The sequence below is a fragment of the Peribacillus sp. CSMR9 genome (assembly GCF_033141925.1).
Lineage (GTDB): Bacteria > Bacillota > Bacilli > Bacillales > DSM-1321 > Peribacillus > Peribacillus simplex_A.
In genome coordinates this window covers 19,206-33,313 of sequence record NZ_JAOPHO010000048.1, presented here as the reverse complement: position 1 = coordinate 33,313, position 14,108 = coordinate 19,206, and the positions used below count along the sequence as shown (strand labels likewise).

Sequence of the window (14,108 nt, the reverse complement as noted above, 5' to 3'; positions counted from 1 at the left end):
CAATACGGGAGTCAACTATTAGCTGCTTAATTTATAGGTCTTTTTTTAAGACTGTCCATTTTGAAGGGCACAGTTCAGATTGCCTGGGTCTCTTGGTTATGGAAGAGTTATTCTTCCGTATCCTTTTCAGTTTCTTCATTTTCTTCGATTAGAGTAGGTTCAGAATCAGAATCCGTATCTATTGTTGGGCCCTGTTCCGCATCTATTTCTTCTTCTTCTTCTTCTTCTCTTCCAACGATGGCTACCGTCGAAACATATTCATTTTCTGCTGATTCAAGTCGGATGAGTTTAACACCCTGTGTATTACGGCCCGTTTTAGAAATGCCTTCGACTTCCATTCGGATCAATACACCAGCTGCTGTAATCAGCATTAAATCCTCATCTATACCTGTAACTGTTTTAACAGCTATAAGTTCACCATTTTTCTCAGTGACATTACATGTTTTGATCCCTTTGCCACCACGGCTTTGAATACGGTATTCTTCCGCAGATGTCCGTTTTCCATAACCGTTTTTCGTAACGATAAGGACCTCTTCATCATCTTCAAGAATTTCCATACCGACCACTTCATCATTCGACCTTAAGGAAATCCCTTTCACTCCCGCTGCAGTACGTCCCATTGTCCGTACATCCGTCTCAGGGAAACGAATCATCATCCCGGCTTTCGTTCCAATTATGATCTGTTTGTCTCCATTCGTAAGACGCACTGAAATCAATTCATCATCTTCACGCAAACCTAGAGCAATTAAACCGTTATTACGGATATTTGCAAAAGACGACAAAGGAGTACGCTTTGATATCCCATGTCTGGTCGTGAAGAATAAATACCAATCATCGGCAAATTCCTTCACAGGTATGATTGCATTGACCCACTCGCCTTTATCGACTTCCAACAAGTTGATAAGTGGCAATCCTTTTGCCGTCCTACCATACTCAGGTATTTCATATCCTTTGGAACGATATACTTTACCTTTGTTAGTGAAGAATAATAGAGTGTCATGAGTCGAAGTGGTTAACAAGTGACCGACAAAGTCATCTGTATTCGTTCCCATGCCCTGTATTCCACGACCCCCGCGTTTTTGACTGCGGTACGTGGTTGCAGGCAAGCGTTTAATGTAACCGTTATGGGTAAGTGTCACGATTATATTTTCCTCTGGGATTAAATCCTCATCTTCCAGGCTTTCAAAGCCGGCTAATGTGATTTCGGTTCTTCGTATATCATTAAAGCGTTCTTTAATTTCAAGAAGCTCTTCACGAATAATTTCAAGAACCTTTTCCTCATCAGCAAGAATGGCTTTATATTCTGCAATTATAGCCATTAATGCCTGGTATTCATCTTCAATTTTTTCACGTTCCAGACCAGTCAAACGCTGTAAACGCATATCCAGGATAGCCTGCGCCTGTTTTTCGGAAAGTGAAAATTGTGTCATTAAGCCTTCACGGGCAATTTCTGTCGTTTGGGAACCACGGATTAACGAAATGACCGCATCCAAATTATCAAGTGCAATACGCAAACCTTCTAAAATATGGGCACGGGCTTCCGCTTTCCGTAATTCAAATTCCGTCCTGCGCCTTATGACCACCTGTTGGTGCTCTAAGTAGTAGTGCAGGCATTGTTTTAAATTCAGCACCTTAGGCTGGCCGTCCACCAAAGCAAGCAGATTGATTCCGAAGGTGGTCTGCATCGCGGTATGCTTATAAAGATTGTTTAAAAGGACATTTGCATTAACATCCTTTCGAAGCTCCATGACAATACGCATGCCATTGCGATCCGATTCATCCCGTAAATCAGTAATGCCTTCGATTTTCTTATCTCGAGCAAGTTCTGCAATTTTTTCAATCAATCTTGCTTTATTTACTTGATAAGGGATTTCTTTAACAAGGATTACCTGTTTACCATTGGGCTTTTCTTCAATCTCGACTCTCGCCCGTTGGATGATTGACCCTTTTCCAGTTTCATAGGCCTTCCTAATTCCGCTTCGTCCTAAAATTAAACCGGCTGTCGGGAAATCCGGACCAGGGATATATTCCATCAACTCTGGAATTGTAATTTCAGGATTCTTGCTTAAAGCCAATACGCCGTCAATTACCTCACCTAGTTGATGTGGTGGAATATTGGTTGCCATCCCTACTGCTATACCTGATGAACCATTCACTAACAAGTTCGGGAAACGGGCTGGCATAACGGCTGGTTCTCTTTCTGAACCATCGTAGTTATCCTGGAAATTAACCGTATCTTTATTTAAATCTCGAAGTAATTCCATCGAGATCTTCGACATTCTTGCTTCTGTATACCTCATTGCGGCAGCTTGGTCTCCATCGACCGAACCGAAATTCCCGTGACCATCGACAAGCATATAGCGATAGTTAAACGGCTGCGCCATCCGTACCATCGTTTCATATACGGCAGAATCACCATGCGGGTGATATTTACCGATTACTTCCCCTACAATACGGGCTGATTTTTTAAATGGTTTATCCGAAGTCATTCCAAGATCATTCATTGCATAGAGAATTCTTCGGTGTACCGGTTTTAAACCGTCCCTTACATCAGGCAAAGCCCGAGACACGATTACGCTCATCGCGTAATCCAAAAAAGATGTCCGCATCTCGGTACTTATATTTATTTCTTTTACACCTGATCTTTCATTTTCTGACATGGAGCCAACCTCCTATAAAAAGCTTATACTCTCATTTAGTTTTAACTGTACGTGCACTATGTAAAGAACAGGATGTAAAAAGCATCCTGTCAAAAAATCAGATATCGAGATTTTTTACATAAATTGCATTTTCTTCAATGAAGTTACGTCGCGGTTCCACCTTGTCGCCCATCAACATTTCGAAAGTCTCATCTGCCTCGGCAGCATCTTTCAAACTGACTTGAAGGAGCGTTCTCGTATCAGGGTTCATGGTCGTTTCCCATAATTGCTCTGGATTCATTTCCCCCAGCCCTTTATAGCGCTGCAGGTTAGGCTTTGGAGTACTTGGCATACTAGCAATGATTTCTTCAAGCTGGCGATCATTATAGGCATAATCCACTTTTTTCCCTTGCTGAATTTTGAAAAGTGGCGGCTGAGCAATATATATATATCCATACTCGATAATTTTTCTCATATAACGGTAGAAAAATGTCAACATCAGCGTTCTGATATGGGCACCATCTACATCCGCATCGGTCATGATAACAATTTTATGGTATCTGGCCTTTTCAATATTGAATTCATCGCCAATGCCTGTTCCAAGTGCTGTGATGATCGTGCCTATTTCTTCATTATGCAGGATTCTGTCCAATCGCGCTTTTTCAACATTCAGGATTTTACCCCTTAACGGTAAAATAGCTTGGAAATGACGGTCCCGTCCCTGTTTAGCCGAGCCTCCCGCCGAGTTTCCTTCAACGATGTACAATTCGCTGATAGCCGGGTCTTTAGATGAACAATCCGCCAATTTCCCCGGTAGATTGGATACTTCCAAAGCACTTTTCCTTCGTGTCAATTCACGGGCCTTCTTGGCTGCCATACGTGCTCTTGCTGCCATCAGCCCTTTATCTATAATTTTTCTGGCCACTGCAGGATTTTCGTATAAGAAGGAATCAAGCCTTTCCGAAAGAATGGAATCAGTAACCGTCCTTACTTCAGAATTTCCCAGTTTCGTTTTCGTCTGTCCTTCAAATTGCGGTTCAGGATGCTTAATCGAAATGATTGCCGTTAGACCTTCCCGGACATCTTCACCGGAGAAATTGGAATCGGCTTCTTTTAAAAGGCCATTTTTCCGTGCATAATCATTGATGACACGGGTTAAAGCGGTCTTGAATCCTGATTCATGTGTACCGCCTTCATAGGTATGAATATTATTGGCAAAAGAAAAGACATTACTGATGTAGCTGTCATTATATTGCAAGGCTAATTCAACGGAGATTCCATCCCTTTCGCCTTCCATGAATATCGGTTCCTCATGCAAAACCTCTTTTGAGCGGTTCAAATGCTCGACATAAGACTTGATACCACCCTCATAGTGGTATTCCCTGATTTTCTCTTCTTCTCCACGTTTATCTTCAATGATTAATTTCAAGCCTTTATTCAGGAACGCAAGCTCACGGATACGTGTGGCTAATGTATCGAAATCATATTCCAAGGATTCCGTGAAGATTTCACCATCAGGAATGAAGTGAACAGTCGTGCCGGTATGATCGGTTTCCCCGATGATTTTCAAATCTTCTCTAGGGACCCCTCGGTTAAATTGCTGATAATGGATTTTACCTTCACGATGAACGTAAACTTCCAATACCGTGGATAAGGCATTAACTACTGAAGCTCCCACACCATGCAGACCACCGGAGACCTTATAACCTCCGCCGCCAAATTTACCGCCCGCATGAAGGACCGTCATGATAACTTCCACAGCTGGCCGTCCCATTTTTTCATGGATACCGACTGGAATCCCCCGTCCATTATCGACTACGGTTATGCTATTGTCTTCTTCGATCGTCACTTTGATTTCAGTACAGAAACCAGCTAGTGCCTCATCAATACTATTATCGACAATTTCCCAAACAAGATGGTGAAGTCCTTTTGCAGAGGTAGTACCGATATACATCCCCGGACGTTTACGAACTGCTTCTAAGCCTTCTAAAACCTGTATCTGATTCTCATCGTATGCCTGAGCTTGTACTTCTTTTTGTTCCATTGTCATTCGTATCACCTACACTTTTCTTTTGGCATTTATCAAATTTTTCAGGAGTGATTATAACGTTATAGCTACAATTCAAAGAATATCTATATCATCGATTAAGAGCGATGGCTGCAGTGAACGCTTTTTCAAAGTGGACGACGCAAGCGGTGAATAATAGACCTGTTTATCCGTCACTACAATCGATTTAACCGAGTTTTTTTCTAAATGGTAAGTTACATCAGACTTTTTCTCCAAAAATTCACTCATGATTGGAGAGGCCTGGAGCAGCTTCTTATCTAAAATGGCTATGACATCGTCCGTTTTCACAAGAATGTCTTCACCAATATGGAGATACATACATTCACCTCATCATTTAACCTTTTTAATACTTCCTTGACTAACATAAAAGGTGGACGCTTCTCTTAGGGTTTGATGATCGATTCCATCAACGGAGGGTGTCGTCACAAATGTTTGCACTTTCCCTTGTATCGTATTCAGTAAATGAGATTGACGGAAATCGTCAAGTTCCGATAACACATCATCCAATAATAAAATGGGATACTCGCCTATTTCTTCATGGATCAGTTCAATTTCGGCAAGTTTCAAGGATAGGGCAGTTGTACGTTGTTGTCCTTGTGAACCATAAGTCTGGACATCACGGTCATTCACAAAAAAAACCAGGTCGTCACGATGAGGACCTACCAGTGTTACACCCCGTTCAATTTCCCTTGTTTTTATTTTATCAAATTTTTCTGTGTATACTTCTATCATTTTCGTCAAATCCATAGATTCTGATACATCAAGCGACGGTTTATATTGGATTTTCAATACTTCTAGGTTTCTGGAGATCCCCGAATGAATCGGCTCTGCCCATTGCTGGAGCTTTAAAAGAAACTCGTATCTTCTTTCGACAATTTTCGCTGCATACTGAATAAATTGGTCAGTCAGCACGTCAAGCATCGTCGTATCCGTTTGTTTCCGGGTCTGCAGAAGCTTTAAGTAATGATTTCTTTGTTGAAGTATTTTATGATATTGGCTCATATCATGAAGGTATACGGGAGAAACCTGGCCAATTTCCATATCTATAAAACGGCGTCTGACTAGAGGACTTCCCTTCACAAGGTTAAGATCCTCAGGCGCAAACATGACCACATTCATATTTCCGACATATTGACTCAACTTTCTTTGTTCAATATGGTTGCACTTCGCCTTTTTCCCTTTTTTTGAAATGGTCAGCTCAAGTGGTATTGAGGTATTTCTCTTTCTAACTCTACCTTCTATTTTAGCATACTCTTCATCCCAGCGAATAAGTTCTTTATCATTTGAGGTCCGATGGGATTTTGCCATTGCTAAAACGAAAATAGATTCCATGACATTTGTTTTTCCTTGAGCATTTTCGCCGAGGATTACATTGACTTTATTTTCAAAAGCCAGATTCAGTTCGGTATAGTTGCGGTAATTTCTCAAACTTATATTTTCAATATACATATTCCGCTCTTCCCTTATGTTTTAGCTTGTAATTGTGTAGACGCCAAATCCAGGAATCTCTATTTTATCACCTGATCTTAATTTCCTGCCTCTTCTCACGTCTAGTTCGCCATTAATGTAAACCTCGTATTCACTTAAGAACCATTTCGACATTCCTCCGCTTTGGATCAAATCAGCCAATTTCAAGAATTGTCCAAGCGTAATATATTCTGTGCTTATTTTTATGGAGTCCATTATGCCTCACTCATTTCTAAGTAGTCTTTAATATTTCATTTTACTAAATAAATGCCATTAAGACAAAGTATAGCTTTTTCAGCTCTTATTTTTAGCAGTCTTGAGTTCCGTTCAGTATTAAAAAAATGTTAAAAAACCTTTTGGAACCTATGTTTAAATATAAAAAAATTAAAGACCTGCTTAACAAGCCTTTAATTTTTTTGAAATATTATTTTAGATTAATAAGTCCTTACCGGAAGGATTAATTGGAGCATGGAATCATCATGTAGTGGACGAATGACAAATGGACGCATTGCACCGGTGAAATTAATTTTGATATCGGAACCTTCCAATGCCTTTAAAGCATCCATTACAAATTTGGCACTGAATGAGATTTTCAGATCTTCACCTTCAATGGCTTCTGCCTGAACCTCCTCGATTACTTTACCAATTTCAGGTGTATTGGAAGAGACTTCGATTATCCGTCCTTCAAGGGTTGTCAATTTGACGACATTATTTCTTCCTTCCCTTGCAAGTAAAGATGCCCTGTCAATAGCTTGGAGAAAATCCTTTGTATGAACAGTCACATCCGTTTTGCTATCCGATGGAATCAATCGTGAAGTATCGGGATAGTTCCCTTCAAGCAATCTAGAGAAGAATAATAAATTTTCAGCTTTGAAAAGTACTTGGTTTTCGGTAATGACGATTTCAATGAGTTCGTTAGTATCATCAAGGATTTTACTCAACTCATTCAGGCTTTTACCTGGGATTACAACGCTATAGGTCCCTGTAATTTTATTTTCTATTTTGGCCGTTCTCATTGCCAGCCTATGACTGTCTGTTGCAATACAGGTCAATTCATCATCTTGAACCTTTAAGTTTACACCTGTTAAGATGGGGCGTGTTTCTGACGTGGACACTGCAAAACCCGTTTGACGAATAAGGGTCTTTAAAAGGTCCGTCGGAAGTTTGAAAATATTTTCTTCTTCAATGATTGGAAGATGTGGATATTCCTCGGGATCCAGTCCATTTAAATTAAATTCGGCTTTACCTGAGCGGATAATCGTTTGAAAGTTGTTTTCCACTTCAATTTCTACAGTATCCATCGGCAGCTTTTTGACAATTTCACTGAAAAAACGGGCATTCAGGACAATACCGCCGCTACTTTTCACTTCAACAATCTCATCGCCGTCAACTTCAGCTGGAATGAATGATTGAATAGAGATATCTGAATCACTTCCTGTTAAAGTGACACCCTCACTAGTAACGCTTATTTTTATTCCCGTTAGAATTGGAATCGTCGTTCTTGATGTGACTGCCTTCATTACTTCTTGGACACTATGAACTAATCGATCTCTTTGGATTATAAATCTCATGTTTCATCCTCCAATTTATTATTGCCAAATAGGCATATTTATTAATAATTTTTATTAAAAAAGATAGTAGTAATAGTAGTAGGGCCTGTTGATATGTGGATAAGTCCAATTAACCTAAGGAAAAACAGTCTATCCACTTGTGGACAGACTGTGTGTAAGTAGTCGTCAGTTATACACATTATCCAGAATTGATTATACCCTCAGCTGATCCTGGATTTCCTTAACCTGACGTTGTAGCTGGGTGTCGGTTTGCATGAGTTTAGAAATTTTTTCATGCGCATGGATGACGGTCGTATGATCGCGACCTCCGAATTCATCTCCAATCTTAGGCAGGGATGAATCCGTTAACTCCCTGGAAAGATACATGGCAATCTGTCTTGGAAAGGCTACGGATTTAGTCCGTTTTTTCGCCTTGAAATCCTCCAATTTCACACTATAATGCTCACCAACTGTTTTTTGGATTTCTAAGATGGTGATTATTTTAGGTTTGGAGCTTGGGATGATGTCTTTTAATGCTTCGGCTGCTAAATCGGCATTAATATCCTTATTAATTAATGAAGAATAAGCGACAACGCGAATGAGTGCACCCTCAAGCTCACGAATATTGGAATCGATTTGGTTGGCAATATAGAGCATGACTTCATTCGGGATATCAAGACCCTCAGCTTTTGCCTTTTTACGCAATATAGCAATCCGCGTTTCTAGATCAGGAGGTGTGATATCCGTGATCAAACCCCACTCAAACCTGGAGCGGAGGCGATCCTCAAGTGTAGGGATCTCTTTTGGTGGACGGTCACTCGAGATGACGATCTGTTTGCTTTCTTCATGCAACGCATTGAATGTATGAAAAAACTCTTCTTGGGTTTGTTCTTTTCCTGCAAGAAATTGAATATCATCAATTAATAAAACATCTACGCTTCGGTATCTATCACGGAATTCCCCTGCTTTATTATCCCGGATTGAGTTGATGAATTCATTCGTGAATTTTTCAGATGATAAATAAACGACCTTAGCATTAGGATTATGCTCAAGAACATAATGCCCGATTGCATGCATTAAATGGGTTTTCCCTAGGCCTACGCCTCCGTATATAAATAATGGATTATAGGCTTTGGCAGGTGCTTCTGCGACAGCGAGAGACGCGGCATGGGCAAAACGATTGCCGGAGCCGATGACAAATGTATCGAAGGTGTTTTTCGCATTCAGCATATGCTGTGGAAATGCAGCATGGTCTTTATCCTGTTTTTTTATCTTTTTAGGTTGAACAGGAACGGTAAAATCATCATCTTCTTGATTTGGGGGAATGATGAATTTTGCTTCCAATTCCTCACCGGTAAGTTCAAACAATACATCAGAAATAAGATGGGAATAGCGTTCTTCAAGCCAATCCCTGGCAAATTCATTGGGGGCGGTGACTGTTAATGTATCACCTTGCAGTAAATAAGCCTTGGTTGATTTAAGCCAAGTTTCAAAGCTTGGTTTACTGATTTTTTTTTCGATTTTTCCGAGCGCCTGGTTCCAGAGGCTATCGATGTTATCCAAACTTATCCCTCCTTTGCAAAATATTTTATTAATAGAATCTTAAATGTATAGGCACAAATAAACTCATCGATTGCCGTCTTTATATAAATTTTGACAGCAAAGGTTCGGTGAGCTGTAAGGGATTTGTGTGTTGTAATGTTAATTCCCTATAACTATATCTAGCGCTGTACAACCTTTGTACAGACTACATCTGGTAACCAGGTGTAGGTTTGGATTTTTATTCATCAACAGGTATTTTGTGAAATATATAATAAGAAAGAAAAAGGGTTTTCGACAATATCCACCATCTGTGGACATATTAATATACACAGGTCGAATAAACTATCCACATGTTATACACAGTCTGTGGATAACCGATACCTGTTGATAAAGTTATTCAGAGTGAAAACACAAATATAATATCAGAAATTCAGGCGTCTTGCAATGGGTTAGAAAACTTTATCCACAACTTACCGAGCCTGTGGGAAAAACTTTTCCACAGGCAATTGTTATGTGCAAAAGTCTATAAAAAGGGTTGTGGATAGAAAAAAACATGTCGAATTTTATCCACAGACCATAATTATAGGCTCGGATTAATTTGATTTATTTTGGATGAATCAAGTTGTTCTCCCCGGAAAACCGCGAAAAAACCGAATGGAAAATTAAAAGATGATTTAGGTTAATTCTTAATTATTTGTCGAATGCCATGTCGATCAGGAAGATACCTTGGGAATTTAATATATGTGTTCATGGAAAAATTGATGGAAATTCCCCTCTCCCCAAAAATTTCTATATCAGTTCGGAGCAAAATCATTTACAATAGGCTAGGTAGTAAAAAAAGGCCTACTGGACATTGAGCATTAAAAAGAAATATTTTTATGGATGAGGTTGACAAGTAGAAACCTCCATCTATATAATTGTAAAGACTGTCTTTAACTGTTATTCCTCAGGGAGGTGTCATATAATGAAAAGAACTTATCAACCGAATAACCGCAAACATAGTAAAGTTCACGGTTTCCGTGCACGTATGAGCACGAAAAACGGACGTAGAGTAATCGCTGCACGTCGCCGTAAGGGCAGAAAAGTATTATCTGCATAGACCACTGAAAAGTCTCAGTGGTCTTTTTTCGCAAAATAAGGGATTTACTGAGACTCAATTCATGTAATGAAGGTGTAAAAATGAAAAAAAAGTTAAGGATTAAGAAAGAGGACGAATTTCAGCTTGTGTTTAAAAAAGGTGAATCTTCTGCTAATCGGCAATTTGTTGTCTATGTCCTTGAAAAGCCAGGTCAGGATTATTTTCGGATCGGCCTTTCTGTCAGTAAAAAAATCGGGAATGCCGTTGTAAGGAACCAAATTAAAAGATACATAAGGCAAGCGTTTTTGGAATTGAAAGAAGATATAGAAGTGGGTAAGGATTATATTGTGATTGCTCGAAAACCAGCGGCGGAGATGGACTTTTTCCAGGTGAAAAGCAGCTTGATCCATGTCCTGAAACGTTCTAAATCACTAAACTTTAAAATGAAAAAACAATAAAGTCCCCTTTATACCGAATACTAAGCACTCCTCGGATCATGTAGTAACTTGAAAAAGATGACATAGAAAATTCCTATTGGAACTGTGAAAATGGTGGAATACTTTTCCTTGAAAGCCGCTAATGAACAGTTCACAATTGTTTCAAAAAAGATTGATTGCAGATAGGAGGAAATTACGGTTGAATAAACGAATATTACTCATTATTGGACTAGCCTCGATAATGATGTTGTTAGCAGGGTGTACGGAAATTAAAGAACCTATTACTGCGGAAAGTGAAGGTTTTTGGAATTCATACATTGTCTATCCATTATCAGCCCTGATCATTTGGCTTTCTGAAGCATTTGGCGAGAACTATGGTTTGGGACTCATCGGTGTTACATTAATCATTCGCTTAGCATTACTTCCACTAATGATCAAACAGGTGAAAAGCTCGAAAGCTATGCAGGCCATTCAGCCTGAGATGAAAGAACTTCAAGCAAAATACAGCTCAAAAGATGCTGCCACACAACAAAAACTACAGCAAGAAACAATGGCTTTATTTTCAAAATATAATGTGAATCCATTGGCGGGATGTTTGCCTATAGTGGTCCAAATGCCGATTTTGATCGGATTTTACCATGCCATCAGCCGTACGAAAGAAATTTCTTTACATAGCTTTCTTTGGTTTGATTTAGGTTCCCCGGATCCTTATTATATTTTACCGGTTGTTGCAGGTATTACGACTTTTATCCAGCAAAAGATGTCGATGGCTGGAATGAACTCCAATCCACAAATGGCGGCACAAATGACGATGATGCTTTACATCATGCCAATAATGATTGTTGTTTTTGCTATTAAATTTCCCGCTGCTCTTTCTCTTTACTGGGTAGTAGGTAACCTTTTTGGTATCGTTCAAACATATTTCATTAAAGGTCCGGATCTTAGAAAAGCAGCTGCGGAAAACGCGGGAGGGGCAAAGAAAAAGTGAAAAAAGTAACTGCTACAGGACAATCTGTCGAAGAAGCAGTAAATTTAGCTTTAGCTCAACTGAACAGCACTAAGGATCGCGTGGAGATTGAAATAGAAGATGAAGGCAAAAAAGGATTTTTTGGTTTATTTGGTGCAAGGAAGGCAATTGTCCATGTGACATTGCCTCCCGATCCCATTGAAGAGACACTTAAATTTTTGAAGAATGTCAGCGTGGAAATGGGAGTCAATGCAAAAATTGATGTCCATCGTAAAGGTAAGAGCGTAACATTTCATTTATCAGGTGATAAAATTGCATTATTAATTGGAAAAAGGGGTCAAACACTAAATTCCCTTCAGTATTTAGCGCAGCTGGTTGCAAATCGATATTCGAAGCAGTTCTTGAATATTACTGTAGATGCAGAAGATTATCGAAATCGCCGGAATGAAACTTTAATCCAATTGGCTGGAAGAATGGCAAATAAAGCTCTAAAAACAGGTAAAGCTGTTTCACTGGAGCCAATGCCATCCTATGAACGTAAAGTCATCCATAATGCTCTCCTGCATTATCCAAAAATAAAAACAACTTCAAGTGGGACGGAACCATATCGCCATTTAGTCATTAGTCCACTCAAATGAACCTTCTGCTTTTAAGCAGGGGTTCTTTTTTTTAGGGCATGATATCGTTGTATGTCGAATGTTTTTTTATAAAAGATTAATTCAACAATAACTGACATAATTCTTTTTTTATTCTCATGATCAGTAAAGCGGGCGATATTTGTTATTCACATGTGGATAAGTTAAAATGAGTGTTATAGAATATGGATTCAACGCGTGTGGATAACTCTTGAAAGGAAGGAGTATCTACTTTTTTTCATGAATATACTGTGGTATTGTAGTTATTTAGAGATTCGAGATTTTATTATCAGAAAAAAATAGAAACATCAATATATAAGAGGTGAAAGCATGGAATTCGATACAATCACCGCTATCTCTACTCCCTTAGGGGAAGGGGCAATCGCCATTGTTAGAATCAGCGGTGATGAGGCCATAGAAATAGCCGATGGAATCTTTAAAGGACCAGGTGGAAAAGGATTGCTTGAAGTGAAATCACATACGATTCATTATGGCCATCTTATCCAGCCTAAAACTGGTGAAATCATAGAGGAAGTCATGGTTTCGGTCATGAAGGGTCCAAAGACATTTACAAGAGAAGATGTTGTTGAAATAAATTGTCACGGTGGAATCGTTTCGGTCAATCGGGTATTACAGCTTATTCTCTCACAAGGTGCTCGTTTAGCAGAACCAGGTGAATTTACGAAACGGGCTTTTTTGAATGGCAGGATCGATCTTTCTCAAGCAGAGGCCGTTATGGATTTAATCCGGGCTAAAACGGATAAAGCCATGAATGTGGCATTAGGTCAAATGGAAGGCCGGCTTTCGAAATTAATCCAAAACCTACGTCAAGAAATATTACAGACCCTCGCTCAAGTCGAGGTAAACATAGATTATCCGGAATATGATGATGTCGAAGAAATGACACATCGTTTATTTTTGGAAAAAGGTAGTTATGTGAAGACTGAAATTGAGAAACTGCTTCACACAGCCCAACAAGGGAAAATCCTGCGAGATGGGCTTGCGACGGTTATCATAGGGCGCCCTAATGTCGGGAAATCTTCTTTGCTTAACAGTTTGGTTCATGAAAATAAAGCAATTGTCACTGATATTCCAGGTACAACACGTGACGTAATTGAAGAGTATGTCAATGTTCGCGGTGTACCACTTAAACTTGTGGATACAGCAGGAATTCGCGAAACGGAAGATATCGTTGAACGAATTGGAGTTGAACGGTCCCGTGCAGTATTAAAAGAGGCAGATCTAATATTACTTGTATTGAACTATTCCGATGATTTTACAACCGAAGATGAGAAACTATTCCAGGCTGTTGAGGGAATGGATGTTATCGTTATCATCAATAAAACCGATCTTCCACAGAAAATCGATTCGGCAAAGGTTAAGGAAATGGCGGCATCACATAAAGTCGTTTCCACTTCATTACTTGAGGATCAAGGGGTCGATGAATTGGAAGAAGCCATCGCTTCTTTATTTTTTGAGGGTTCTTTAGAAACGGGGGACCTGACCTATGTTTCGAATGCCAGGCATATAGCCTTGCTAGGACAGGCATTACAATCAATCGAAGACGCAATCGAAGCTATTGAAATGGGTACGCCAGTTGATTTGGTTCAAATTGACTTCACGAAAGCATGGGAGCTCCTTGGAGAAATCATTGGTGAAAGCGTTCAGGATAATTTGATCAACCAATTGTTCTCACAATTTTGTTTAGGAAAATAAGCGTAAAAG

Annotated in this window: 12 protein-coding genes; 5 read left to right on the top strand and 7 right to left on the bottom strand. The window is 39.5% G+C overall.

Features of this window, described 5'->3' with window-relative positions:
• Positions 1-107: 107 nt before the first annotated feature.
• The 7 genes from gyrA to dnaA all read right to left on the bottom strand — a co-directional run bounded on the left by gyrA (position 108) and on the right by dnaA (position 9,287).
• Entirely contained in the window at positions 108-2,660 is a 2,553-nt protein-coding gene (gene gyrA, locus N9I19_RS18025) for a DNA gyrase subunit A (protein ID WP_317778567.1), read from the bottom strand.
• Between the two features lie 97 nt (positions 2,661-2,757).
• Positions 2,758-4,683, bottom strand: a complete 1,926-nt coding sequence (gene gyrB / locus N9I19_RS18020; RefSeq protein ID WP_317778568.1) for a DNA topoisomerase (ATP-hydrolyzing) subunit B — start codon at positions 4,681-4,683, stop codon at positions 2,758-2,760.
• Between the two features lie 78 nt (positions 4,684-4,761).
• Positions 4,762-5,025 (bottom strand): extracellular matrix regulator RemB, encoded by a 264-nt coding sequence (gene remB / locus N9I19_RS18015; RefSeq protein ID WP_061440301.1) that lies wholly within the window; start codon positions 5,023-5,025, stop codon positions 4,762-4,764.
• Between the two features lie 12 nt (positions 5,026-5,037).
• Entirely contained in the window at positions 5,038-6,156 is a 1,119-nt protein-coding gene (gene recF, locus N9I19_RS18010; RefSeq protein WP_061440300.1) for a DNA replication/repair protein RecF, read from the bottom strand.
• A gap of 21 nt (positions 6,157-6,177) precedes the next feature.
• On the bottom strand, positions 6,178-6,390 hold the full coding sequence (gene yaaA, locus N9I19_RS18005) for a S4 domain-containing protein YaaA (protein WP_061440299.1): 213 nt from the start codon (positions 6,388-6,390) through the stop codon (positions 6,178-6,180).
• A 218-nt stretch (positions 6,391-6,608) separates the two neighbouring features.
• Positions 6,609-7,745, bottom strand: a complete 1,137-nt coding sequence (dnaN, locus tag N9I19_RS18000; RefSeq protein WP_061440298.1) for a DNA polymerase III subunit beta — start codon at positions 7,743-7,745, stop codon at positions 6,609-6,611.
• Positions 7,746-7,937: 192 nt separating this feature from the next.
• Positions 7,938-9,287, bottom strand: coding sequence for a chromosomal replication initiator protein DnaA (dnaA, locus tag N9I19_RS17995; protein ID WP_061440297.1), 1,350 nt, complete (start codon positions 9,285-9,287; stop codon positions 7,938-7,940).
• A gap of 943 nt (positions 9,288-10,230) precedes the next feature.
• On the opposite strand from dnaA, the gene rpmH reads away from it, so the two are divergent.
• The 5 genes from rpmH (at position 10,231) to mnmE (ending at position 14,099) form a co-directional block, all read left to right on the top strand.
• Complete coding sequence (gene rpmH / locus N9I19_RS17990; protein ID WP_034316183.1) at positions 10,231-10,365, top strand: 50S ribosomal protein L34; 135 nt, start codon at positions 10,231-10,233, stop codon at positions 10,363-10,365.
• A gap of 80 nt (positions 10,366-10,445) precedes the next feature.
• On the top strand, positions 10,446-10,802 hold the full coding sequence (gene rnpA, locus N9I19_RS17985; RefSeq protein WP_061465923.1) for a ribonuclease P protein component: 357 nt from the start codon (positions 10,446-10,448) through the stop codon (positions 10,800-10,802).
• A gap of 178 nt (positions 10,803-10,980) precedes the next feature.
• Entirely contained in the window at positions 10,981-11,769 is a 789-nt protein-coding gene (gene spoIIIJ, locus N9I19_RS17980) for a YidC family membrane integrase SpoIIIJ (RefSeq protein ID WP_317778566.1), read from the top strand.
• A complete protein-coding gene (gene jag / locus N9I19_RS17975) occupies positions 11,766-12,386 on the top strand; it encodes an RNA-binding cell elongation regulator Jag/EloR (RefSeq protein WP_317778565.1) in 621 nt (206 codons plus the stop codon). Before spoIIIJ ends, jag begins: the two co-directional genes overlap by 4 nt.
• Before the next feature lie 327 nt (positions 12,387-12,713).
• On the top strand, positions 12,714-14,099 hold the full coding sequence (gene mnmE / locus N9I19_RS17970) for a tRNA uridine-5-carboxymethylaminomethyl(34) synthesis GTPase MnmE (RefSeq protein ID WP_061465920.1): 1,386 nt from the start codon (positions 12,714-12,716) through the stop codon (positions 14,097-14,099).
• Positions 14,100-14,108 lie beyond the last annotated feature (9 nt).